Source organism: Paludisphaera borealis (assembly GCF_001956985.1).
Taxonomy (GTDB): domain Bacteria; phylum Planctomycetota; class Planctomycetia; order Isosphaerales; family Isosphaeraceae; genus Paludisphaera; species Paludisphaera borealis.
This window is the reverse complement of record NZ_CP019082.1, coordinates 4515520-4541024: the sequence shown is the minus strand read 5'-3', so window position 1 is coordinate 4541024 and position 25505 is coordinate 4515520. Positions and strand designations below refer to the sequence as shown.

General features: G+C 66.8%; 13 protein-coding genes and 1 pseudogene. 3 read left to right on the top strand and 11 right to left on the bottom strand.

Going from position 1 to position 25505, the window contains the following annotated elements:
• Positions 1-45: 45 nt before the first annotated feature.
• From BSF38_RS17635 to BSF38_RS17605, 7 genes are all read right to left on the bottom strand, one after another.
• The gene (locus tag BSF38_RS17635; protein WP_076347779.1) at positions 46-5181 is read right to left on the bottom strand and encodes a DUF1549 domain-containing protein; all 5136 of its coding nucleotides are present in this window, start codon (positions 5179-5181) and stop codon (positions 46-48) included.
• A gap of 292 nt (positions 5182-5473) precedes the next feature.
• Positions 5474-6919, bottom strand: a complete 1446-nt coding sequence (locus tag BSF38_RS17630; RefSeq protein WP_076347777.1) for a leucine-rich repeat domain-containing protein — start codon at positions 6917-6919, stop codon at positions 5474-5476.
• Positions 6920-7132: 213 nt separating this feature from the next.
• Complete coding sequence (locus tag BSF38_RS17625) at positions 7133-8464, bottom strand: 3-keto-disaccharide hydrolase (RefSeq protein WP_076347775.1); 1332 nt, start codon at positions 8462-8464, stop codon at positions 7133-7135.
• Between the two features lie 100 nt (positions 8465-8564).
• A complete protein-coding gene (locus tag BSF38_RS17620; protein WP_083713037.1) occupies positions 8565-11789 on the bottom strand; it encodes a glycoside hydrolase family 78 protein in 3225 nt (1074 codons plus the stop codon).
• 112 nt (positions 11790-11901) lie between these two features.
• Positions 11902-13089 carry an L-rhamnose/proton symporter RhaT gene (rhaT, locus tag BSF38_RS17615; protein ID WP_076347773.1) on the bottom strand — a complete coding sequence of 396 codons (1188 nt, stop codon included), beginning with the start codon at positions 13087-13089 and terminating at the stop codon, positions 11902-11904.
• Between the two features lie 221 nt (positions 13090-13310).
• A complete protein-coding gene (locus tag BSF38_RS17610; RefSeq protein WP_076347771.1) occupies positions 13311-14591 on the bottom strand; it encodes an L-rhamnose isomerase in 1281 nt (426 codons plus the stop codon).
• 94 nt (positions 14592-14685) lie between these two features.
• Positions 14686-16848 (bottom strand): glycoside hydrolase family 32 protein, encoded by a 2163-nt coding sequence (locus BSF38_RS17605; RefSeq protein ID WP_076347769.1) that lies wholly within the window; start codon positions 16846-16848, stop codon positions 14686-14688.
• A gap of 147 nt (positions 16849-16995) precedes the next feature.
• Between BSF38_RS17605 and BSF38_RS17600 the strand changes: the two genes are divergently transcribed.
• Positions 16996-18285, top strand: coding sequence for a GDSL-type esterase/lipase family protein (locus tag BSF38_RS17600; protein WP_168189405.1), 1290 nt, complete (start codon positions 16996-16998; stop codon positions 18283-18285).
• Between the two features lie 12 nt (positions 18286-18297).
• On the opposite strand, the gene BSF38_RS17595 is transcribed toward BSF38_RS17600, so the two are convergent.
• Positions 18298-19122: an inositol monophosphatase family protein gene (locus BSF38_RS17595; RefSeq protein ID WP_076347765.1), complete on the bottom strand. Its 825-nt coding sequence runs from the start codon at positions 19120-19122 to the stop codon at positions 18298-18300.
• A 456-nt stretch (positions 19123-19578) separates the two neighbouring features.
• Here BSF38_RS17595 and BSF38_RS17590 point away from each other — a divergent pair, with 456 nt between their 5' ends.
• The gene (locus tag BSF38_RS17590) at positions 19579-20340 is read left to right on the top strand and encodes a PEP-CTERM sorting domain-containing protein (RefSeq protein ID WP_076347763.1); all 762 of its coding nucleotides are present in this window, start codon (positions 19579-19581) and stop codon (positions 20338-20340) included.
• A gap of 445 nt (positions 20341-20785) precedes the next feature.
• On the opposite strand, the gene BSF38_RS17585 is transcribed toward BSF38_RS17590, so the two are convergent.
• The 3 genes from BSF38_RS17585 to BSF38_RS17575 form a co-directional block, all read right to left on the bottom strand.
• Positions 20786-21382, bottom strand: a complete 597-nt coding sequence (locus tag BSF38_RS17585; RefSeq protein WP_076347761.1) for a suppressor of fused domain protein — start codon at positions 21380-21382, stop codon at positions 20786-20788.
• A 383-nt stretch (positions 21383-21765) separates the two neighbouring features.
• On the bottom strand, positions 21766-23076 hold the full coding sequence (locus BSF38_RS17580) for a sulfatase family protein (RefSeq protein WP_076347759.1): 1311 nt from the start codon (positions 23074-23076) through the stop codon (positions 21766-21768).
• Between the two features lie 37 nt (positions 23077-23113).
• On the bottom strand, positions 23114-24094 hold the full coding sequence (locus tag BSF38_RS17575) for a DUF1559 family PulG-like putative transporter (RefSeq protein ID WP_076351049.1): 981 nt from the start codon (positions 24092-24094) through the stop codon (positions 23114-23116).
• A gap of 415 nt (positions 24095-24509) precedes the next feature.
• On the opposite strand from BSF38_RS17575, the pseudogene BSF38_RS32695 reads away from it, so the two are divergent.
• A pseudogene (locus tag BSF38_RS32695) lies at positions 24510-25502 on the top strand (HAD family hydrolase).
• Positions 25503-25505 lie beyond the last annotated feature (3 nt).

Genomic DNA, 25505 nt, shown 5'->3' with positions numbered 1-25505 from the left:
ATCCTTACATATGCGGACTGGATCGCGTTCTTCTCTGTCAGTTCCTTAATGGTTGAACAGAAACGCCGGGCTGTTGATGAGCGCCCAGGCGATGTCTTGCGCGGCGGTGAGGCGGCGCGTCGAGGCTTGCTGGATGCTCATCTCCAGGTCGTGGCGAAGCTGGACGAGCTTGGGGTCGACCGGAACGGGCTTCTTGAGCAGTTCGATCTGGGCGCGAAGGGCCGTGAGCTTGCCGTCGACCGGCAGCGGGGCCTTGCTCGCGTTGACAGCGTCGGTCTTCGCGCGAAGATCGGCGTCCATCCCCCGGTGGTACGACAGCAAGACCTCGTTCTGGGCGGCCGACCGGACTTCGGGGGCCACGGCCAGTACGGCGCGAAGGTCTTCGGGAAGGCTCAGGCCGGGCTTGGCCTGGCGGGTGACCGAAATTCGGAACCGGCCGAGGGTCCAGACGTCGTTGAACTGGTGGTGGAGCTTGAAGGTCAACGTCGTCCCTCCCGGCCCGCCGATGGGCTCCTTGGTTTCGAAGGTCGCCCAGTGGAGCATGCCGGCCCGGGGCGAGACGGCCCAGCCCCCCTGGTCGATCTTGCCGTCGATCACCTTGGCGACCTCGAAATTGTCCTGGCTGAAGTCGGCGAGGGGGGTTTGCAACACGACCGGCTTGGCCTTGTCGGGAGTCGCCTTGGGAGCGGCCGAAACCTGGATCTCGGCGAGCACGAAGTTGCCGTCGGTCGCGCGGCCGGGGCCCTTGGCGGGAAGCTTCGGGTCGGTGAGGGCTTCGAGCCGGACGCCGGTGATCCCGGCCAGATCGACGTCGGCGACGATCACGACCTCGCCGTTCTTGTTGTCGCCGGCGACCGTGATCGAGCCGTCCGCTTCCTTGGTCAGTTTCGAGCCGTTGGAGGCCGTCATCGACTTGGGCTCGACCACCGCCCAGCGGTTGACGACCGCGGCGGCGTTGGCCTTCTCCCACGCCTGGACCTTGGCCGTGAAGCCCGCCTCATAGGTCTTCAGGTCGGCTTCGAGCTTGGCCGTCTTCTCGGCCTTCTCTTTCTCTTGCTGGGCGAGCTTCGGCGCCAGCTCCTTCTCATGCGCGGCCAGGGCCGCCACGGCGGCGGCGATCGCCGCCGACCGCTCGCGTTCAAGCTGCGGGCGCTTGAGGGCGAACTCGGTCTCCTTGCGGCCGAGCGTCTCGGCGAGCTTCTTGTGGTCGTCGTCGATCAACTGGAGGTCGGCGCGGCAGGCGGCGATCTCGCCGGGACTGGCCGACCGATTGAGGATGCGAACGAACAGCTCGTCGATCAGCTTCGAGTCGTCCGCCTCGCGGGCGACGAGTTTGGTCACCTCGTTCGCCGGATCGGCGATGGCGTCGGCCAGGGTGGGGCCGCTCACCAGCGCCATGATCGGCCCGAGCTGAAGCCCGCTGCTCCGCTCGCACTCGCAGGCGCTCTCGCGGGCGGGACGGCCGAACGTGGTCAAGAAGCCGCTGGGCAGTTCGACGCCCGAGTCGGGCAAGGCGGCGGCGCGGGTGCCGGCGGCGACGCCGGGGAACGCCGAGGTCGAGCCGGTCGCCTGGTTCACCGCGTCGAGCAAGACCTCGGCCGGCAGCCGGCGGGCGATGGCGTGGGCGTAGTTCACCTTGTCGTCGGCGTTCCACTCGTTGGTCTCGACCGAGAGCTGATACGTCCGCGAGGTGCAGATCTCCTTGATGATCTTGCGAGCGCTCAGGCCCCCCTTCACGAACTCGCCGGTCAGGTAGTCGAGCAGCTCGGGGTTCGACGCCGGGTTGCCGGCGCGGACGTCGTCGAGAGGCTCGATGATCCCCACTCCGAACAGGTAACCCCAGAGGCGGTTGACGTAGCCCCGGGCGAAGTACGGGTTCTCCTTCGAGGTCAGCCACGAGGCCAGCTCGACCCGCCGCGGCGAGCCGGCCGGGGGCTTCTCATAATTGACCGGGTAGGGGAACTTGGGAGGCGTCGGCTGCTTGGTCCGGTCGTGGACGACCTCGGTCTTGCCGGCGTCGGACACCTTCTCATAAAGCGGCTTGGGAGACTCGACGTCGGTCCCGCCGATCATCTTGCCGGCGCTGGCCGGGTCGGCCTGGAGGTCGACCTGCGCGAAGAAGGCGGCGGTCTGGTAGTACTGGTCCTGGGTCCACTTCTCGAACGGGTGGTCGTGGCACTTGTTGCAGTTGAACCGCACTCCCAGGAAGAGCTGGGTGGTGTTCTCCATCGTCGACTCGGGATCGCGAAGAATCTTGTAGTAGGCGGCCGGCGGGTTGTCGTGGTTCGAGCCCGAGGCCGTCATGACCGCCTTGACGAACGCGTCGTACGGCACGTCGGCGGCCACCTGGCCACGAATCCAGGTGCGGAAGGCGGCCGCGCCCTCGACCCCCAGGAACTTACGGTTGACCTGGAGCAGGTCGGCCCACTTGTTCGTCCAGTAGTCGACGTAGGCCGGCGAGCCGATCAGGCGGTCGACAAGGGCCTCGCGCTTGACCTTGGAGTCGCGGGCGTCGGCGAGGAACGCGCGGACCTCGTCGCTCGTCGGGGGGAGCCCGGTGAGGTCGAGCGAGGCGCGGCGGAGGAACTCGGCGTCGGTGCAAAGGCCCGACGGCTGAATCTTGAGCCGATTCCACTTGGCGGCGACGAGGTCGTCGATCTTGCCGTAGCTCGGCGGCTGGCTCCAGACGAACCCCTTGCGGTCGCCCATGACCGTGAGCGTGGTCGAGGCGTAACCCCCTTCGTACCGGACGAGGATCGGCGCTTCGCCGCGGCGGACGGCGGTGACGAGGCCGGAGCGGCTGGTGGTGGCGACTTCGCCGTTGCCGCTCTCCAGGAACGCCTCGCGGGTGACGTCGCGGACCAGGCCGTCGTGGTAGGTCGCCACGACCCGAAGCTGCTGGAGCGCGCCGGGGAGCTGGACGATGGGGTCCTTGGGGAAGACGTCGAGGCGGGCCACCTTGGGGGCGTTGCGGTCGAGCTTCGCTCCCTGGGCGATCCACGACCGGAGGATCTCATAGTACGCGTCGCCTGGCTTGAAAAGCTGGCCGCCGCCGTGGGGCACGGAGCCCGTCGGCTTGTCGAGCATCATGCTGTCTTCGGGCGAGGCGAGGTTGACGTGCCGGGCCGCGTTGTCGTCGACCAGGGCCGTGACGTCGAACAGCGGGTCGTAGCCGCGAAGCGAGAGCTTGAAGCCGTTCTTGCCCTGGGCCGAGCCGTGGCAGGTCCCGGCGTTGCAGCCGAGCCGCGACATGACCGGGGCGACGTCGCGGACGAAGTCGGGACGCATCGGGGCCGACACGCCCTGGACCGTCACGGGGACCTCGACGCTCTTGTCGGCGAAGGTCAGGACCAGCTTGCCCTTGCCGTCGGTCCGAGGCTTGACGAGCCCGCCGCGCGACACCTCGACGTCGGCGCCCGAGGGCTTGAACGCGACCTGCCGGGTCACGTCGACCCGCTCTCCCGAGGCGAGCTTGGCCGTCGCCACGAGCTGCGCGTATTCGACCGGCGAATGGAGGTCGATCGCCTTGGGCTCGACCTCGAGACCGGTCACGACGGCGTCGGACGCGAGCTTGTCGGTCGGCGCCGGCTCCTCGGGCATCGCCAGCGGGCCCGACCGGCCCGAGGCGGCGAGATTGCCGTCGGCCGAACCGGCGATCGGCACCGGGACGAACTCCTTGATCAGCTTGCCGGTCTCGGGGTCGAGCAGGCGGACGAGGCCGTCGCCGCCCGCCGTCGCGAGCACCGCGCGGTCGGGCCGGAAGGCCGTCGCGTAGAGGCCGCCGGTCGTCGTCTTGAACCGGGAGATCTCCTTGACGCCCGCCGCGTGGTAGGCGTCCAGCTTCTTGTTCTCCTCCGCCGACCGGGTCGTCACCACCTTCTGCTGGATCGCCTTGATGTCGTCGGGATAGGCCGGGTCGAACTCGTACGAGTAGACGGCGACCTCGCCCGAGGCGGACTCAAGGCTGCTGGCGGCGGCGATCCGCTTGCCGTCGGCGCTCACCGCCACGCCGTAGACGCGGCCGGGCAACGCCGGCAGCTCGCGCATCAGGTTCGAGTCGTCGCCGATCACCCGCACCGTCTGGCGGATCATTCGATACACCTTGGGACGGCCGTCGGCGCCGCCGATCACGACCTCGTCGCGGCTCGGATGCCGGGCGACGGCCGCCAGGCCCCCCTTGAGCGCTCCGGGGGTGATCGAGGTCATGTTGTCGACGAACCGCTGGGTCGCGACCTCGGTCAACTTGGCCGACATGTCGCGGCCGACCGAGACCAGATGCGTGCCGCTGGGCGAGAAGACCGTGTCGAGCGCCCAGTCGCTGTGCGAGCCCATGAACAGGATCTGCGCCCCGGTCTTGGCGTCGATCGCCCGGACCGAGTTGTCGGTGCATCCGTAGGCGATCTTGGTCCCGTCGGGCGACCAGCTCACGCCGAAGACGGTGTCGAACGTGGTCGGCGCCGAGAGGGCGAGCTTCCGCGTGGCGACGTCCCAGATCTGGACCTCGCCGAGCCGCGACGGATTGCCGCCGGCCACCGCCAGCTTCTTGCCGTCGGGCGCGAACGCCAGCGAGTTGATCCGCTCGGAGAGCCCGACGAGGCGGCCGACCAGCTCAGAACCGTCGGCCTTCCACAGCAGGACCTCGTGGAACCCGGCCACGGCCAGCAGCTTTCCGTCGGGCGAGAACGCCAGCGACGGCACTACCGAGGGCCTCGTGTACACGGGAGGATGCTCGGCGTCGTACTTCGACTTCGCCCCCTGCGGCGTGTCGTCGACCGCCCCCTGGCCGATCCACTTGGCGATCAGCTCGATCTCCGCCGGGTTCAGCGGCGGCTGATTCCGCGGCATCTCCGCCTTGCCGTCGTGGGGCGTGATCGCCTCGATGAGATGGCTCTCGCCGGGCTTGCCGGACGCAACCGCCTTCTCACCCGATTCGCCTCCCTTGATCAGCCGGTCGAAGCTGGTCATCACATAGTCGCCCCCCGCCTTGGCCGGCTGGTGGCACCCCTGGCAGTGAGCCTGGAAGATGGGCCTGACCTGCTTGTCATAGCTGACCTTCGCCGGCGCCGCCGGCTCGGCCTTCGCCTTGTCGTCGGCCACGACCGCGGCGGTCGTCAGCCCCAGGGCCAGCAACGCGGCGGCCCCGCGACGACACTCGTCTATCCTTCTCTTCGACAGGCTCATCAGGTTGTGCTCCTCAGCCGTATCGGGAGTGCGCTTCGGTCGCGCGAGGTATTTCCTAAGCTTCGGTTCCGGTGGGATCGTCGGCCCGGCGAGAACTCTCACCAGTCGACGCAAACCTGCAAGGGGCGGAGACTCTATAGAATCTCGATCGGCAGGATCAAATCCAGGGCCGCATTGTAACATCCCGCCGGCCGATTTCATCACGCAAATGTTAAACCTGACCATAATATCGACACGCTCGCAGTGAACACAATAACAGGCAAGGAGAAGAACGGGCGTCGAACCCGCAAAATCAGCCTCGGGGTGGAAGGGCCCGGCGTACCAGTAGTTGCGGCATGGCTTTTGCGAGTCGTGCGACGCCGGCGTCGGTCACATGGGTGTTTATGAGGTCCAGGACGGCCAGTCGTGAAAGCCCGGTCAAGTGGACCAGGCCGGCGTCGGTGATCGGCGTGTCCCTGAGCCAGAGTGTGCGCGGGCCCAAGATCGCCCCCCCGGCCAGTCGCGCCAGCGATGCATCGTCGATCTTCGTACCGGAGAGGTCCAGGAAGATGAGGCGCGACAACCCTTCGAAGGCCGCCAGGCCGGCGGTCGTGACCCTTGTGTTGGAGAGGTTCAGCCACCTTAAGGCGCGCAGGCGGTCCAGGTGCGCAAGCCCGGCGTCGCCGATCTGCGTCCCTTTCAACTCAAGTTGCCCCAGCGACGGCAGGCCCGCCAGATGCACCATGCCGGCGTCCGTGACGGGCGTCCCCGACAGGTTCAGGTCCTTGAGCTTGTCCATTCCCTTGAGGTTCACCAGCCCGGCGTCCGTGACGGGCGTCGAGCTGAGACTCAGGATCCACAGGGCGGGAAGCTGCTGGAGATGGACCAGGCCGGGGCCGGCGATGGCCGTCCCCGACAGGACCAGTTCCTTGAGCTTGTTCATTCCTCGAAGGTTCACCAGGCCGGCGTCGGTCACGGCGGTCTTCCAGAGCCACAGCAAGGCGAGGCCGCTCATCCCTCGGAGGTTCACCAGGCCGGCGTCGGTCACGGCGGTCTTCGAGAGATACAATTTGGCGAGGCCGCTCATCCCTTGGAGGTTCTCCAGGCCGGCGTCGGTCACGGCGGTGCCCGAGAGGTCCAATGTAAGGAGACCGGTCAACCCCTTCAGATGCGCCAGGCCGGCGTCGTCGACTCTCGTATCGTCGAGGCTCAGGGTCTCAAGGTTGGTCAACCCACGGAGATGTTCCATTCCGGCCCCGTCGACCTTCGTGCCGCTAAGACCCAGGACCCGGAGGCTCGTCATGCCCTTGAGGTGGACGAGCCCTCGACTCGTCGTCCCGGTCCGATTCAGGTGGAGGGTCTTAAGGCGACGGAGCCCCTCCAGATGTTCGAGGCCGGCGTCGCTGACGGAGGTCGTGTCAAGGGCCAGGCTTTCCAGACGGCTCAGCCTGCCGACGGCGACGAGATCGGCGTCGACGGTGGCCTTACCGCAGAAAGCCTCGACGACCGTGTCGAGGTAATCGACGCCCACCAGAGACGCCAGCCAGTCGGGAGTCCGGAGCTTGGTCTTCGGGCGGTACGTCAGGCCGTAGCGGACGTCGCCGCCGGCCCGCTGGATCGCGGCCACGGCGTCGCGCTGGACGTGGGCGCGATGGACGACCCAGCCCAGCGGCGCGCCGATGGCGAGCACCAGGGCCATCAGCCCTCGGGTGCTGAAGCGGAGGAAACGCCGTAACGGACGACGGCTGGGCGTGTCCATGGGCTCGGCTCCAAACGCGGGGTAGGGCGTTGATGCCTGGATCTGAATATGAGCCCGAAGCGCCAGCGAGTGTATTGTTTTGCGTTCGCCGAATCAGCACGCCGGCCGGAAGGATGCACTCGCTGTCGTTTCGGGCTCGTATTCGAAAAGCGGCGAGCGGGAGACGCGCGTCCCCGCTCGCCGGAATCTTTTGCAGATATCACCCGCCCGGGGTCAGTCGAGGGGCTTGATGAAGATGTCGCGGAACTCGACGGCGTCGCCGTGGCCGGCGAAGCCGAAGAAGCCCGCGGTGCGGTCCTTGCCGGGGTGGGGGGAGTTGGCCATGACCTCCTTGACGGTGCTGAGGTCGGCGTTGAGGATCGGCGTGCCGTTCAGCTCGACCGTGATCTTGGGGCCCTTGACGGTCACTTCCTGGTAGTTCCACTCGCCGGTCGGGCGGAGGTAGCCGCGATGGGCGGCGACCATGCCGTAGGCCGAGCCGTGCGCCTGGCGCTTGTCGATGGTCTTGTACATCTCGTGCTCGGTGTCGAGCACCTGAAGCTCGGTCATGCCGTCATAGGCGGCGTCGCCGTGGCCGGGGTAGCGGATGGCCAGGCCGTTGTTGCCGCCGGGGGGGAGCTTGAACTCGACCCGAGCGATGAAGTCCTTGTACTCCTTGTCGAAGTAGAGCACGCCGCCCGACTTGGGCTTGCAGCGGATCGCGCCGTCCTTGACCTCGTAGTTGGCGACCGCTCCGGCCCAGCCGGTCAGGTCCTTGCCGTTGAACAGCGCGGTGAAGCTGCCGACGCCGCCGTCCATCTTCGAGAGGTACGCGTTGGCCTCGTCGGCCGGGATCTCGCGGACCTTGATGTTCCGCCAGCGGACCTCGTTGCCGTGGGTCTGAAGCTGGATCGGCCCCTTGGCGACGATCGGCAAGGCGTGATCCCAGTAGTTTTCGAGGATGGCGTCCTGGACGACGAGCTTGCCGTTCAAGTAGATCGTGGTCCGCGCGCCGAGCTGGATGATCCGGAACGTGTTCCACTGGCCGATCGGGTTGTCAGCGTGGACGAGCGGGTCCTTGCCTTTCGAGCCGGCGGCGTTGTTCCAGAGTCCTCCCGAGCCCTTGTCGGCGCCCATCTTCCAGTAGCCGGCGGCCTCGGTGGTGTCCCAGATCTGGATCTGGGGGGTGCCGCGCAGGTAGACGCCGCTGTCGCCCTTGGGGAGCAGCTTGAAATCGACGAACAGCTCGACGTCGCCGTAGTCCTTGTCGGTGGTCATGAAGACGCCGTGACCGTCGTTGACCATCTCGCCGTCGACGACCTTCCAGTGCTTCTTGGCGTCTTCGGCGTCTTCGGCGAGCGTCTTGGCCTTCTCCTCGGCGCTCAGCGCGTCGAACTTGCGAGGGTCCATCGTCCGCTCGCCGTGCCAGTTGGTGAAATCCTTGCCGTTGAACAGGGTGGTGAACCCCGGCTCGTCGGCGACGGCCGGCCTGGCGGTCAAGGCCGACAGGGACAGCAGGGCGATCGAGAGCGCAAGGGTGGGGGTGGTCAGGTGGGACTTCTGCATCGCGAAGCTTCCTCAAGGGTCGTTGCGGATTGGATGAGAGGCGGGGTTGGCGACGGCGAAGCCCGGCTTTCCGGGCTCCACCGTCGGGGGTTCGGTCCGGTCAGGGGGTCGGAGTGTTGAAGGAGTACTGGCCCGAGCCGACGACGACGAACGTCTGGCCGGCTTCGGTCTTCTCGACCTTGACGCCCTCGGCCTGATCGAGGGGGCGGCCCCCCTCGGTGATCGCGGCGAGGTCGGCCGACGGAAGGACGATGGTGGCCGTGGTGTTGGTCGGGATGGTCACGTCGAGCGTCAGCCGGCCGTCGGCCTTGGTCCAGGCGCTCGTGATTTCACCCTGGATGCTGCGATAGGACACGGTGGCGTGGGTCAGTCGATCGCCGGGGTGCGGCGCGACGACGATCCGCTTGTAGGCGGGCCCGTCGCTCTTGATGCCGCCGATGTTCTCGACCATCCACTGGTAAACCGCGCCGAACGAGTAGTGGGCGAACGAGTTCATGCCGGGGTCCTGGAAGCCCTTCTCGGGCGTCCAGCCGTCCCAGCGCTCCCAAATGCTGGTGGCGCCCTGCTTGATCGAGAAGCCCCACGACGGGAACGTGTCGTTGAACAGCAACCGGTAGGCGACGTCGCGACGGCCGATCCTCGACAGCACGAGCATCAAATCCTTGGTGCCGATGAAGCCGGTCGAGAGGTGCCCGCCCTTCTTCTCGATGTCTTCGACGAGGTAGGCGGCGGCCAGCTTGGCCTTCGGGCCGTCGACGAGGTCGTTGGCCAGGGCGAGCACATAGACGGCCTGCGTGTCCCCCTTGATCCGGCCGTCGTCGGCGACGTACGCCTTGTTGAACGATTCCTTGATCTTTTGATAGATCTCCTTGAACCGGGCGGCGTCGTCGGGCTTGCCGAGCACCTCGGCGGCCTGCGCCGTGAGCCGGGCGGCGAGCGCGAAATAGGCCGAGTAGATGACGTCCTTGGGCGTGTCGGCGTTGATGCTCAGCCAGTCGCCGAAGCAGTGGTACTTGTCGGGCGGGAGCAGGTCGGGCTTGCTCCGCTTCACGAGGAAGTCGACGTACTTGACCATCGACGGGTACTGGCGTTCGAGCACGCGGCGGTCGCCGTAGACCTCGTAAATGGTCCACGGGCAGACGACGCCGGCCTCGGCCCAGGCGGGGCCGCCGTCGTCGCCGGCGACCTTCACCGGCGCGACCATCGGAAACTGGCCGTCGGCGCGCTGGCCGTCGGTCAGGTCGACGAGCCACTTGTTGAAGAACGACTGGACGTCGCAGTTGAGCGTCGCCGTCCGGATGTAGACCTGCGCGTCGCCCGTCCAGCCCAGCCGCTCGTCGCGCTGGGGGCAGTCGGTCGGGATGTCGATGAAGTTGGCGCGCTGGGTCCAGTAGGCGTTGCTGTGCAACTGATTGAGCATCGGGTCGGAGCACTGGAACCGGCCCACCACCGGCGTGGCGCTCGACAGGGCCAGGCCGACGACCGTGTTGTTCAAGGGCGGGGTCTTCAGCCCGGTGATCTCCAGGTACTGATACCCGTGGAAGGTGAACCGGGGCGACCAGTCTTCATCGTCGGCGCCGCTGCAAATGTAGGTGTCGACGCAGCGGGCTTCGCGGAGGTTGGTCGTGTAGATGGTGCCGTCGGGGTTGAGCCGCTCGGCGAACCGGAGGACGATCTTCTGGCCGGGCTCGCCCCGAAGCCGCAGCCGAGGGACGCCCGCGAAGTTCTGGCCGTAGTCGAGCACGTAGACGCCGGGCTTCGGCTCCGAGAACGTCCGCGGCTGAAGCTCGACGAACGGCGTCACCGGCGGCCCCGGATGGGCCTGGACGACGGGCTGCATCTCCGCGCCGGCGACGACCGGCTCCCAGCCGTCGTCCTGGAACGTCGGCAGCGACCAGTCGGACTTGTCGAGCCGGGCATCGAACGTCTCGCCCATCAGGAAGTCGGCCTCCAGGATCGGGCCGGTCGAGGCCTTCCAGCCCGGTCCGGTGGCGACCGTCGCCGACGTGCCGTCCTCGTAATCGACGACGAGCTGGGTCTTGATCCGAGGCTGCTTGCCGTAGTGGTCGCGGAGCTTGCCGAAGCCGACGTAGCCGCTGTACCAGCCGTCGGCCAGGATCGCGCCGATCGCGTTCTTGCCGGGCTGCACCAGCTTGGTGACGTCGTACGTCCGGTAGTAAACCCGCTTGGTGTAGTCCGTCCAGCCGGGGTTGAAATAGTCGTCGCTGACGCGGGCGCCGTTGAGGTGGACGTCGTGGATGCCCAGCGCGGTGGTGTAGACCGTGGCGCGGCGGACCGGCTTGGCCACGTCGAACGTCGTCCGCAGATACGACGGCTTGGGCAACGCCAGCCCGGTGATCTTGAGCTTGCCCCAGGGGCCGCCGCCGTATTCGGCGACGACTTCGGCCGCCGGCAGCGGGGCGACGTCGATCGGACGATTATGCCAGTTCGCGCCGGGGTCGCCGAGGGTCTTCCACGAGGCGTCGGTCACGCGCTCGATTACGCGGCCGTCCTTGAGCTTGATCGTGAGTCGGGCGAGCAGGCCGGCGGGGCTCGGGCCGCCGTTCTCGACCTCGGCGCGGAGCGTGTTGACGCCGGGCTTCAAGAGCCGGGCGGCGTCGGTCTCGACGGGGACCTTGAAGCTGGTCCCGGTCGCCGCCAACGTGCCGTTGATCGTGAACTTGTGACTGTCGTCGGCCACGGAGATCAGCTTGGCCTCGTCGATCGCCGCGTCGGCCGGGATCTCCAGCTCGGCGACGAACAGGCGGTGCCCCTTGGGCTTGTCGGCGCCCTGGTCGGCGGCGTGCCAGATCCACTTCGCCCCGCCGAAGTCGGCGTCGGACGAGGCGACCTGGCCCCGGTTCTTGTCGAAGCCGATCCAGTCGGCCTTCCAGTCCTCGGGCGCCAGCAGGCCGAGCGTCCAGAACGCCGGGGCGCTCCAGGTCGACGGCTTGTCGTCCCGGTCCCAGACCTTCACCTTCCAGGCGTAGCGGCCCTGGCTCTTGAGGGGCTTGCCCGCGTAGGCGACGCCCGACGTATCGTCGCCGGCGACCTTGCCGGTGTCCCAGAGATCGCCCTCGTCCTTCGCCAGCCTGGCGTCGTCGGACGCGACCAGGATCTGGTAGGCCGTCTGCTTCTGCCCGCGCTGGGACGAGCCGAGGGTCCAGCTCAGCCGCGGCGCGGTCGCGTCGATCCCCAGCGGATTGGTTCGGTGCTCGGTACGGGGTTCGAGCGGCGACAGGCCCAGCACCTGGACCTGAGCGAGCTGTTGCGCGCCGGCCTGGCCCTGAACCACGCCGGCGGCCAGAACGGCGAGCAGTCCCACGCCGCGCCTCCAGCGGGAGAACGGCGCTCCTAAACACAAAGGCCTTAACATATACACTATCCTTTTTGAACGTTGATCGGGAGGGTGGGCGCCGAGGACCGAGCGGGTCGGGTCAGTGTCCCGCCGACGCGTCGGGCGCGAGCGAGTTGCCGTAGCCGATGATCACGGTCGAGGCGATCAAGACGGCGAGGGTCAGGGCGACGAGGTTCTTGGTGCGGCGGCTGGTGCCGTTCCATTCCTTGAGCGCGATGCCCCAGAGGGTGCTGAAGATCATGATGCTGGCCATGTGCAGGGTCCAGCTCGAGAACTTGAACCGCCCCATCTGGGTCTCGCCCATCGTGTAGAAGAAGAACTGGAAGTACCACGTGACGCCCGCCGCGGCGCAGAAGACGTAGTTCCAGAACAAGGGGACGGAGCCCGAGCCGTCGGGGTCGTCGAGCACGTGCGCCTGCGCGGCCATCTCCTCGCCGGGGGCGTCGGTCGCCGATTCGAGGATCAGTTCCGGATCGCGCGCCGGACGCTTGAGCGGCCGGGCGACGGGGCTGAGGTACTGGTAGCCGGTCTGATTCTTGAAGTGGAGCAGCACGCACCAGATGAAGTTGGTGGTGAAGCCGCCCAGGAGCAGGACGACGAGCACCGGCAGCCCCTGCCAGAGGACGCCCGTGCCATGCTGGAGCGTCAGCGCCTTGATCGGGTCGCCCCGGTCCAGGCCGAACGAGAAGCAGGCGCTCATGATGCCCGAGAAGGTGGCGACCAGGATGCCCTTCTTGAAGTCGAACTCCTTGATCGACGCCTTCTTGGCCTCGTCCGACAGCTCGCGCTCCTTCGAGATCCCCGCCATGCCGGCCACGGCGATGCCCGCCATGCAGACGAGCACGCCGAAGAGGACGACCTGGCCCGAGAGGGTCGGCAGGATCTTCGTGAAGAACTCCCCCTTCACCAGCGGCGGCACCAGCGTGCCGAACGCCGCCGTGTACCCGAGCGCCACGGCCATCCCCAGCGACATCCCCAGGTAGCGCATCGTCAGGCCGAACGTCAGGCCGCCGAGCCCCCAGAGGACGCCGAAGAAGTAGACCCACGAGAGGGTCGAAGTCGGCGTCTCGCGAAGGACCGCCGGCAGGTCGTTGGTCAGCGCCAGCCCGAGCGCCCACGGGGCGATGATCCAACTGAAGAAGCCGCCGGTCAGCCAGTAGGTCTCCCACGACCACTTCCGGACGAACCGGTAGGGAAGGTAGAAACTGCCCGAGGCCAGGCCGCCGAGCCAGTGGTAGATGAGGCCGAGGAATGGGTTGGGTGTCATGAGAGGATGTCGATCGCTCTTGCCTGTGGTGATGACCTGTCGGGATTTACCATGGAGTCGCGGGCGGGATGAGGATGGTTCCCCTCTCCCCCCGGGAGAGGGTGGCCGAAGGCCGGGTGAGGGTCGTCGCTTCCATCACGGATCTCGAAATCCCACGACCCTCATCCGCCCCTGCGGGGCACCTTCTCCCGGGGGGAGAAGGATGATTGCGTCGGCCTGCTTTACGAGCGCTTGCTCAGCACGTCGGCCTCGTACTTCTTGACGTCGGCGATCCAGGCCGGGCCGACGGGGATCTCGCGGCTCTGACAGTACTTGTCCCACACCGCGCCCGAGGGGAGCGACTTCAGGTCTTCCAGAAGGGCGAGCCGCGACGTGTAGTCGCCCTCGGCCTCGAACTTCCGGAGCGCGTCGATCGGTTCGAGCAGGGCGAGCATGAGGGCCTTGATCATCGACCGGGTGCCGATGACCCAGGCCGCGACGCGGTTGATGCTGGCGTCGAAGAAGTCGAGCCCGATGTGGACGCGATCGAGGTAGTCGCCCCGGACGATCTCCTGGGCGATGCCCTCGATCTCGTCGGTCAGCAGCACGACGTGGTCGCTGTCCCACCGCACGCCACGGCTCACGTGCATCAGCACCTCGTCCAAGAACGTCAGCGCCGACGACAGCTTGTCGGAGATCACCTCGGTCGGGTGGTAGTGGCCGGCGTCGATGCAGAGCAGCTTCTTCCGCGACAGGGCGTAGCCGAGGTAGAACTCGTGCGAACCGACGACGTAGTTCTCCGAGCCGAGGCCGAACAGCTTGCCCTCGACGGCGTCGAGGTTCAGCTTGGGGTCGATCGGATCGACGAACATGGCGTCGAGCGCCTGGGCCAGCCGCTCGCGCGGGCCCTTGCGGTCGACGGTCAGGTCCTTCATGCCGTCGGGAATCCAGACGTTGGTGACGCAGGGGGTGCCGAGCGCCTTGCCGAACGCCGCGCCGATCTTCCGGCAGGCGATGCCGTGGTCGATCCAGAACTGGCGGATCGCCTTGTCCGGATGGGCCAGCGTCCAACCGTCGGAAGCCTTCGGGTGCGAGAAATAGGTGGGGTTGAAGTCCATCCCCATCCGGTTCGACTTCGCCCAGTCGATCCAGCCCTGGAAGTGCGCCGGCTCGAGCGCGTCGCGGTCGACGGCCTTGCCGCCGGTCTCGGCGTAGCTGGCGTGGAGGTTCAGCCGGTGCGTGCCGGGGATCAGCGAAAGCGCCTTGTCGAGGTCGGACCGCAGCTCGTCGGCCGTCCGCGCCTTGCCCGGGTAGTTGCCCGTGACCGCCAGGCCGGCGCCCAGCTCTTCGCCGGCGTTCTCGAACCCGCCGACGTCGTCGCCCTGCCAGCAATGCAGCGAGATCGGTATCCGGGCCAGGCGGCTGAGAGCCTTGTCGACGTCGACGCCCAGCTCGGCGTAACGCTCCTTCGCCAGCGCGAAGGCCTGATCCACGTTCTTGGTCGCAACGGTCATGAACGCCATCCTTAAGGAGAGACGCGGACGACGGATTCGTCCGTTTTGGGGATTCTCGCACGGTCGCGACGGGCGTTCCATAGCCTGCCGGCACCCGTTTCGATCAAGGTTTGATCCAGGCCGAACGCAACGGATAGACTTCGAGCGTCCTCAAGCTCGCCGCGCCCCCCCGGCTGGCGACCCCCAGCGCGTGGTTCGCGTCGTCGGGGATCACGCCCACCGAAACCGCCACCCGGCCGTCGCCGCCGAACACCTCGATCGAGCCCTTGTCCAGAAACACATGCAAGCGCAGCTCGCCGTCGACGAGCGGCAGGAACGTCCGAATTTGCTTGCAGACCAGGTCCTGCCTGCGGACGTCGTAGATCACCGGCGTCCCCCGCAGGTTCAGCTCGATCTCCTCGGCCGCGCCCGGCTTCGCGGCCAGCTTGACTTCGAACAGGTCGCCCGAGAGGCCGCTCAGCGGGTTCTTACCCGGTTCGAGGGTCGTGTTCGAGAAGTCGTGCTTGGCGTCACGCAGCGATTGCAGCTCGGCCACCGGCGCGGCGAACATCCGGACGCCGTCCGGGGTCGTCCGCAGGGTCAGATCGACGGGAAGCGCCATCTGCTGGTTGAACGGCATGCCGGGGAACGTGATCCCCTGCCCCCAGCCGATCTGGATGCGACGGCTATTCGGAGCCTCGCTGAAGGTCTGCGCCGCGTAGAAGTTGCCGTGCCAGAGCGTGTGCTTGTCCGGGCCCGACTCGACGTGGAACGTCTTGCCGTCGAACCGGCCGAGCTTGTACTTGGCGTCGGCCGCGTAGATCACCCAGAGGGTCTTGTTCGGGTCGCCGTCGACCGGCAGCTCGAAGAGGTCGGGGCACTCGAAGAAGCCGTCGAGCCGGCTGGCGAAGGTCCAGGTCTTGAGGTCGGGCGACGTGTGGAAGTCGATACTCTGGCGCTTCTCCCCTTCGTCATAGACCGCCATCACCCATTGCTTGCTGGCCGCGTGCCAGAGCAGCCGAGGGTCGCGGCCGTTGTGCTTGACGACCGGGTTGCCCTTATACTCGGTCCACGTCTGGCCGCGATCGCTGCTGAAGACGATGCACTCGCCTCGCCCGGTACTCGTGTACGCCGCGACCAGCGGCGGAGCCGGCGTCCCTCTCTTCTGGAAGCCACCGGTGTTGTCGACGTCGGCCACCGCGCTGCCGGAGAAAGCCCAGTCGCCGTAAGCGTGCGGATAGATCGCGATCGGAAACTCGGACCAGTGGACGAGGTCGAGGGTCGTCGCGTGGCCCCAGTGCATGTTGCCCCAGTTCCAGCCGTACGGGTTGTGCTGGTAGAACAGGTGAATGACGCCCCGATCGAAACCCTGCCCTTGGGCGGCGCCCAGATCGAAAACCAGCCCGTTGGGGTCGTTGAGCCACCCCCGGCGCGACGTGAAGTGAAACTGCGGGCGGTGCTTTTCCTTGTACATCCCGGCGGCGTCGGGGACCTCGTCGGACGGGGTGATGGCGTCGAGCGCCTTGGGGTCGGCCAGCTCGCCCGCGTGGATCTTGAGGGTCCGGCCCTCGTACGACTTCAGGTCGCTGAAGACCCAGAAGTCGGGCTTGCCTTCGGCCAGCTCGATGTCGAACTCGCGGACGGTCTGGCCGTCGATCGTGAACTTCATGCGGGTCTTGGGGCCGCCGGTGTGGACGGGGAGATGCAGGTAGCGGTGGTTCAGGACGATCGCGCGGACGGCCTCGGCGGGCTTCCGCGAGGCGTCGGCCAGGACGATCTGGTCGACGTTGATGTGTCCCCAGCCCCCCTTGCGGCAGTCGACGACCTGGAAGGTCGCCTCCTTGCCGGCGAGGTCCTTCACATCCCAGCCGTCCCAGCGGAGGGCCTCGGTGCCGCCCCCCTCGCGGTTCTTGCCCGTGGCGGTGCGGACGGTCCTGCCGTCGACGCTCAGGTTGAGGCAGGTCTCGCCGTCGAACCCGCCGCCGCCGATCAGGAAGTTGACGTACGGGCGGTCGATCCGGAACGGCGGGCTGGTCAGGGTCCCGGTCGCGTCGTCCCCCCCGTTGAAGCTGTTCACGAGCCCCCGGCCGAGATATCCTGAGACCTCCATCTGGCCGGGGAGGGTCCCCCGGGCGGGGCGGTCGCCGAACGCGTGGCCGTCGGCCTTCCAGCCGCCGTAGTCGTCGCCCTCGAAGTCGGCGATCACGACGTCCGGCCGGGTCGAATCCTCGGCCGTCGCGGCCGGCGAGGCGGTCAGCAGGCCGATCAGGGCGAACGTTGCGAGCATGAGATCCAGACTCCAGGGATGGCTTCCCAACGCGGCTCGACCGCCGCGTCGCGGTTCGTTTCGACCCAACGAGGATAGACCGCCGAGCCCGGGATGAAAAGCCGGTCGCCGCCCGGCGCGTCGCAACACGACCGAAAGGGCTGCATCATGGCGAGGCTTTCGGAACGACACTCCTGGACCGCCGCGATCCTGGCCGCGACGGCCGCCCTGGGCCTCGCCGGGCCGAGCCCCGCAACGGCCGGCGACTACGCGATCCGCGACGGCGACACGGTGGTCTTCCTGGGCGACAGCATCACCGCGGCCCGGACCTACGGCCGGATCGTCGAGAACTACACCCTACTCCGCTACCCGACCCGCAAGGTCCATTTCCACAACGCCGGCTGGGGGGGCGACACCGCCTCGGGGGGCCTCAAGCGGCTCGACCGCGACGTCTTCCCGCTCAAGCCGACCGTCGTGATCGTCGCCTACGGCGTCAACGACATCGGCTGGGGGATGAAGGCCGACGACGAGCACAAGAAAGCCTACCTTGATGGGATTCGTGGCATCGTCGAGGCCTGCAAGGCCCACGGCGCCCGCGCCTACGTCTGCTCGGCCGCCGCCACCGCCGAAGCCCCCGAGACCGCCGAGCACGGCTATTTGCAGACCATGTGCGACGAAGGGATGGCCCTCGCCCGGTCGCTCGGCGGGCGCTCCATCGACGTCCAGCGGTCGATGCGGGCCGTCCAGCGGCGGATGGCCGAAGGCAAGGCCAAGGCCGACCCCAAGGACAAGGACGGCCACACCCTCCACGTCGCCGACGGCGTCCATCTGAACGACCTGGGCCAGCTCGCGATGGCCCTCGCGATCATCAAGGGGCTGGGCGCCCCCGCCGAGGTCTCGTCCGTCTCGCTGGCCGTCGACCCCGCCGGCCCCCGCGTGACCGCCGCCGAAGGCTGCCGGCCGACGAACCTGACGGGCGACGCGAACCGCCTGGAGTTCGACCGTCTCGACGACGGCCTTCCGCTCAATCTCGGCCTCTTCGGCGCCCTTCAGTACCGCTACATCCCGATCCCCGACGAGATCAATCGGTACATGCTCACGATTCAAACCCTCCCACCCGGCGATTACACGATCCAGGCCGACGGCCGCCCGCTGGGCAAGTTCGCCGCCGACCGGCTGGCCAGGGGGGTGAACCTGGCGTCGGCCACCGCCGACGGCTGGCAGCCCGGCAGCCCCTGGGAGGCCCAGGCCTGGAGCTTGTCGGACCTGACCGAAGCCCGGAGCCGCCTGGCCATGAGCCGGATCGCCCTCGCCCACCACCTCCCCAACCACCCCCGGCTCGCCGCGATCGACGTCCAGACCCGCGCGGTCGACGAACGCATCGAAACCCTCCAGCGCGAGATCCTGGCCCCCCGACCGTTCCATTTCGTCGTCGAGAAGGCGGCCGAGAAATCCTGAACGGATGTCGACTCAACGCTTGAACCAGTGGTCCATGATCGCGACCATATCGTCGTGGAGCGGGCCGTTGGTGGCCAGGAGGCTGGTTTTGGCCAGGGGCAGGGGCTCGCCGTGGCAGGTGGTGACCTTGCCTCCGGCCTCCTCGACGAACAGCCGGCCGGCGGCGAAGTCCCAGGGGGCCAGCTCGTACTCGAAGAAGGCGCCGAACGAGCCGATGCCCACGTAGGCGAGGTCGAGCGTGGCGGCACCCATCCGGCGGATTCCGTGGCTGTTGCGCTGGAGCAGCTCGCGGGCGGCGGCCAGGGTGGCCTCCATCATGGCGCCCCGGTCGTAATAGTAGCCGAACCCGACCAGCACCTCGTCGATCCGCCGGTTCGGCGCCACCGACGCCCGCCGGCCGTTGTGGAAAGCCCCCTGCCCGCGAGCCGCCGCGAACCAGTCGTTCGTCACCGGGTTGCCCACCACGCCGCAGGCGGCGACGCCCTGGTGGTAGTAGGCCACCGAAACCCCGAAGTGGGGGATTCCGTGGACGAAATTGCTGGTGCCGTCGATCGGGTCGATGATCCAGAGGTGCTCGCTGGCGAGCGTCTTCGCCGTCTCGTCGCCGCCGCCGTGCAGCTCCTCGCCGAGCACCGCGTGGTCGGGGAACGTGGCGCGGATCACCTCGACGATCGCGCGCTCGCCGTCGAGGTCGGCCTGGGTGACCATGTTGTAGGTCCCCTCCCCCTCCCCGACGTTCTTGACGACCGCCTCGATCCCCCCTCGAAAATGACGGGTCGCAACGGCCCCGCCGACCTTCGCTGCGGCCTCGGCCACTTTCAACTCGGTCTCCCACATATCTGCGATCCTCGATTTTACTCTACAACGCGCCCTGACTGATCCCGTCCCGCGCCGGCCCGGAAGGAGCCGACTCGGCCATTATACGCGAAGGGGGCCCGCCCCAGGCGGCCCGCGTCGGCCGGGCGGCGGCCGAGGGATCGCCCCCCTTCTCGACCTCCGCGTTGACGAAACGCCCGACCGAGTGGCCCGAATGCATCACACGCAAACAAATTGCATCACATCGGCTTAGCATATATTCAGATTCTTTATCAAATCGACGTGGGGCGCTACAATCGCCGCGTGGCCGATTGCTTGTGCGACGTGACTTGGAAAGGCCGCTGATGGGTTTCTCGAAACGATTTCCATAACTGCCGACGCTCCCGGACGGTCGTCGTCCCGCTTTCCGAACCCGGATGTGGAGCAGGGTCGAATGGATCACACTGATTTGCGCCCTTAGTAAAGGATCACCATCCGATGATGACTCGCAGGTTCTGCCGGAAAATCGCGTTCCTGGCTTTGGCGGCCGGCCTGGGCGCCGCCCAGACCGCGTCGGCCAGTTCGATCGATCTGATCAGCAACGGGGGTTTCGAAGCCGGCGGCAGCCTGACCGGTTGGACGGTCGTGAATCAACCGGACAGTTTTGGGAATTGGTACGTCCAGACGGGGACGGGCAGCCCGCTCAACGGCCTCCCCGTCGCCGCCCCCCCGGAGGGGAACTTTGCGGCGATGACCGACCAGGGCGGCAACGGTTCGCACGTCCTGTATCAAGACTTCGTCGTGCCGATCGGGGTCACCGCGGCGACGCTCAGCTTCGACCTGTTCATCCACAATTGGAGCGCCTCCTTCGCGTCGCCGGACTCGCTCGACTTCACGGTGGCCCCGAACCAGCAGGCCCGAGTCGACATCATCACGACGGCGGCCGCCCCCTTCAGCGTGGCGGCCGGCGACGTCCTGCTCAACCTGTTCCAGACCAACCCCGGCGACCCGCTGGTCTCCGGGTACACGACGCAGTCGACCGACCTGACCGCCTTCCTGTCGAGCCACGGCGGCGAGACCCTGCGTCTGCGGTTCGCCGAGGTAGACCGTACCCTCTTCTTCAATTTCGGCGTCGACAACGTCAGCCTGATGACCTCCACATCCTCCGCGGTGCCCGAACCGAGCGGCGGCGTCCTCCTGAGCCTGGGCGTCGCCAGCCTCGGCGCGGTCGCCGCCAGCCGCCGCCGCCCGGCCGCCTGACGCCGGTCTCGATCCAGCCCGCGTCGGCGTCTCCAACGACGCGGGCTGGATCACCGTCAAGCCAGCCCAGCCCACCGGCCCCGCCGATTTGGGTTCGTTCGCGCCGATCTCCCCACTCGGCTTCGTCTCTCGCACCCGCTGAATCAGTTCCCTCGGCCGCCGGACGGGCCGAGCGGGCGATTGGGTTCGATCGGCCAGTTATACGAACGAACGGCCCACTCGCCGCCTCGCAATACCGTGCGTCGACCGCGCCAGGGGCATCGGTATTTGGGTTCGTTCGTCGCGTTTTTTGCGACGTTCGGCCTCTTCCGCAACCCGGTTGCCAAAGACCCGCGAGGAGCGCATCCATCCTCTATAGAGAGTATGGACCCGACTGCCGTGATTGCGCGCGCGGACGAGGGGAAATTCGGGTGGAATCGCCGGGAGGATCGAACTCCGCGGCCTGTCACCAGGGTCGGTCCGGATCGACGACGGAATTCCGGTTCAGATCGGTGAATGGAAAGACGCCGGACGATTTCAGCGCCGATTCGACGTCCGCCGTCCTCCCCTGACGGCAGGCAGTCAATTCATCGGCGGTGATGCCGAGGCACAAAAGCAGCCCGGCGCTCCGGCCTCGAACCGTGAACCGAGCGTAGTCGAGGAGGAGGATCGCCGAGAGCGTCGAGCTTTCCGGCAGCGCGGGGCGGACGTCCATCGTCTCGCCGGGGTTGAGCCTGGCTTGCAACGTGAAGTAGGCGAGGCGGGCGATGAACGCGGCACCCCACTCGGCATCGTCGCGCTCGCAGATCATCAGCTCGTAGTTGCCGAGGTCGTTGGGAATCTGGTCGTCGTTGCCGATCAAATCGGCGGTCACGGTCACGACGCCGGGAACGTGCTTGCGAAAATACAGGACGTCCGCCGCGCCCCCCGCTTCGACGCCCAACGGGAAGGGGATCACGGCATGCCCGACGACGTCGTCGGACTCCCCGAGAACGTCCTCCAAGGCGGCCGTCCTGGCGTCCCACCACACCTCCCAGTCGTCAGCCGCCCGGGCGTCGGACATCTCGACCTCCCTCTCGAATGTTGCGCAACGCGGTTCGCCCTCATCAGTCGTGCCAACATAGTTCACCCGCCGCGTTCGTCAAATCATTCTTCTCGTTCGCATAAAGCACCGACCGTCCTGGAATTGCGTCAGTCTGGGAGCGATGGGTGGCTGTGGAGGAGCGAAGCGACGCCACAGGAGGGTGGCCGAGGCCTCCGCATCTGTGGCGTTCCGCCACAGCCACCCAGAGGCGTCATGATGGTTGCCATGAAAATGGCCCGTGGGACGATCGGGGAGCGAAATGGAAGCCCGAAGCGCCAGCGAGTGAATTTCCGGTCGGCCGTTCGAATCGATTCACTCGCTAGCGCTTCGGGCTTGTAATCTGACCCAGGCGTCCCGGACCGTCAGCCGGGAGTCCACCAGTTCGTGATGAGTCGGCGCAGCTCGGCGACTTTCGAGGAGTTTTGCTCGGCCAGGTTTTTCGATTCCGCCGGGTCGGCGGCGAGGTTGTAGAGTTCGATGGGGGCGTCGGGCTCGTTCTGACGAGCCGGGAGGATCAGTTTCCAGTCGCCGGCGATGGTCCAGCGATAGCGGAGACTGGTGGAGGGGCGGTGGATGTCGACGGCGTTATGGGTGAAGATCTCGCCGAAGATCGCCTCGCGGGCTTTCACGGCCGACGCGTCCAGGAGGTTGACGCCTTGCATCTCGGGCGCGGGCTTCAGGTCGGCCGCAGCCAGGATCGTGGGCGCCAGGTCGATCGACGAGGCGAGTCGATCTGATTCGCCCGGCTGAATCTTCCCGGGCCAGCGGAGGATGATCGGGGTCCGCAAGCCGCCGTCGTACTGGGACTGCTTCGACCGGGGGGCGTAGCGAGGGGCGGCCGGGTCCTGGATCCAGCCGTTGTCGGACAGGTAGACGACGAGCGTGTCCTTCGCGACCCCCTTCGCGTCGAGATGGTCGAGCAACTGGCCGCACGTTTCGTCGAACCATTCGACCATCGCCCAGTACTTCGCCACATCAAGACTCGGCGCTTTGTTCTGGTGCTTGTCGAGCAGCCGCGCGGGCGGGTTGTGCGGCTGATGCGGCATCATCGGAGCGTACCAGAGGAAGAACGGTTTCCCCGATTCGGTCGACTCGTCGATGAAGTCGAACACCGGCTTCATGGTCTCGCGCCCGATCGTCAGGCCGACGTCGCCGTGTCGACCGCCGTGATCCGGGTCGCCGTGCGTCATCCCCGACGTGAAGCCGCCGCTCTTGTAGTTCCCGCCCCACCACTTGCCCGACTCGAAACTGACGTACCCACGCTGAGCCAACTGCCTGGGGATCGTCGGGATCGACTCGATGAACCCGACCATCTCCTTGCGCTGCCCGCGAAAGGCCGCATCGTCGTAGGCGGCCTTCCCGGTCTTCCCCGGCGGCAACGGGGGGTCGTTGCTCGTGACCTTGTGCTGATGCGCGTATCTGCCGGTCAGAATCGACGCCAGGCTCGGCGAACAGAGGCTCGATGGGACGTAGCCGCGGCGGTACGTCAACCCCTGAGCGGCGAGGCCGTCGATGTGAGGCGTCCGGATGTGCGGGTGTCCATTGAACGAATAGTCGGTCCAGGCGTGGTCGTCGGAGATGATCAAGACGACGTTCGGCGGTTTCTCGGCGGCGGCGGCGGCGGATTGAGCCGACGCCGCGATGAGCATGACAAGAAGAGGACGGATCTTCATTCGCTCGTTTCCCTGTTGTGGTACCAGCATTGGAGAGTCAGTACGAATCGGAGGAGACGATCTCTCCCCCTCTCGAGGTGCCGAGCGCGCGCCAGGTCGGCGGGGAGATCGAATCCTTGAAGAATCGCACACTGCCGTCGCCGAACAAGCCTGAGACTCCGCCGGCGTGATAACTCCGAGCGGCGGCGAACGATGGCAGCCCCACGATGCACGGCGGATTCGACGAGAATGGATACTGGCAGTATGGGCTCTTCAACTGGTCCGGCGTCTTGGTGTTGGGGGTCGTGTACGTCGTGAACATGGAGCAACTCATGTCGTCGTTGAAATGCAAGCCGCGGTGGTCGAGGTTCGAGCCGTTGGGGACCCCGATGATGACCTCGCTCATCAACAGCGTATTGCTCGCCCCGTCCGTCAGGCTCGAAATACCGAACGATCGGTCGAGCGAGAACGGAGCGCCCAGAAACGGAACCACGTCGCCGCCGGCCGGGCCCGCGTAGGGATTCTCCGTGGCGCCCTGGAAGTAATGTGTGTTGCCCCAGTTCACCATATAGTTGCCGAGCGGGAATTTGAACGCCCCCGCGTTGACGATCCCCGCATTCGGATCGGACGGGCAAGAGTAGATCGAGATTCTCGGAATCAGCGCCGTGTCTTGGGCGTGGGTCGCGTCGGAGTAGGCGAGGTTGAAATTGATCGCATTGGAAATGTTGGCCTGCTCGATGTAAGGCAGGACCAGCCACGCCCACGTCCGACGACTCTTCGAGCCGGACGGGTCGCCACGATAACCCGGATCTCCCGGAGGTCGGTTGATCCCTTGCCGTCCGATGGGGAACGACCCGAGCGCGTCGTGGTAATTGCTCATCGCCAGCCCCAACTGCTTCAAGTGGTTGACGCACTGGGCTCTCCGAGCCGCCTCGCGGGCGGCCTGCACCGCCGGCAGCAGCAGGCCGATCAAAACGGCGATGATCGCGATCACCACCAACAACTCGATCAGCGTGAACGCGCGCCGAGAGCGCCCCATCTTCACTTGCACATGCGCTCTCATCAAAAACTCCCGAGAACAATCCAGTTGCGCCGTGGAAAGGCCGTGGACGGGCCGCGGAAGGAGATCGGAGAACCTTCCTCGCGACGACATGCCACGGGCGTTACGCGTTGAAACAACGCACTCCAGGCGAAATGCGTTGAAAACCATTTGGAGAGAGGAGCGGATTATCAGCCCCAATTCCCACTATATCAATAGATTTAATATCAAACCAAGAGAGAGCCAAGCCTCGGCCGCCTGGAGGGACAGGGCTTCGCGCTCACGCTTCTCATCAGGAGGGATTATGAAAAGACGCGTGCAACCCGACGAAACGCCGCGATAGAATTCGGGTTTGATCGATTGGTTCCCAATCTCTCATGAACTGAGGCTCGCCCAGATGACGACCGCCATGGGCATGACGTCTCGCTCCGCGTCGGCGACCGCAGCCGTACTGCTCACGTCGGTGCTGTCCGCCCCGGCGTTCGCCGACGATCCGCTCGCCTCGTGGAATGAGTCGCCGACCAAGCGGGCCGTCGTCTCCTTCGTGGAGCGGGTCGTGAAGCAAGGAGGCCCCGACTTCGTGCCGGTCGCCGACCGCGTCGCGGCGTTCGACAACGACGGCACGCTCTGGAGCGAGCAGCCCACTTACGTCCAGGCCGCGTTCCTGATCGACCGCGTCAAGGCCCTGGCCGCCGAGCACCCCGACTGGAAGGATAAGCAACCGTTCAAGTCGGTGATCGAAAACGGCCTCGAAGGGACTTTGACGCTTTCCACCCACCAGGTCGTCGAGATCGTCGCCGCCACGCACACCGGGATGGACGTCGACGCATTCCAGCGGATCGTCGAGGATTGGCTGGCGACCGCCGAGCATCCTCGGTTCAAGAAGCCGTACACCGAGCTGGTCTATCAGCCGATGCTGGAGCTGCTGGCCTACTTGCGGGCCAACGGCTTCACGACGTACATCGTCTCCGGCGGGGGCGTCGAGTTCATGCGCCCTTGGGCCGAGTGAGTCTACGGCGTGCCTCCCGAGCAGGTGGTCGGCAGCTCCGTCAAGGTCCGCTACGAGGAGCGCGAGGGCAAGCCGGTCCTGATCCGTCTGCCCGAGGTCGCGTTCATCGACGACCGCGCCGGCAAGCCCGATGGCATTTATCGAGCCGCCGGACGTCGCCCGATCGCGGCGTTCGGCAACTCCGACGGCGACTACGAGCTGCTCCGCTGGACCACCGCCGGCCCCGGCTCTCGCCTCGGCCTGATCGTCCACCACACCGACGCCGACCGCGAATGGGCCTACGACCGCGACTCGCACTCCGGCCGCCTCGCCAAGGCGCTCGACGAAGCCCCCGCGCGCGGCTGGCTCGTGGTCGACATGAAGAACGACTGGAAGACCGTCTTCCGGTTCCAGCGATGAGAC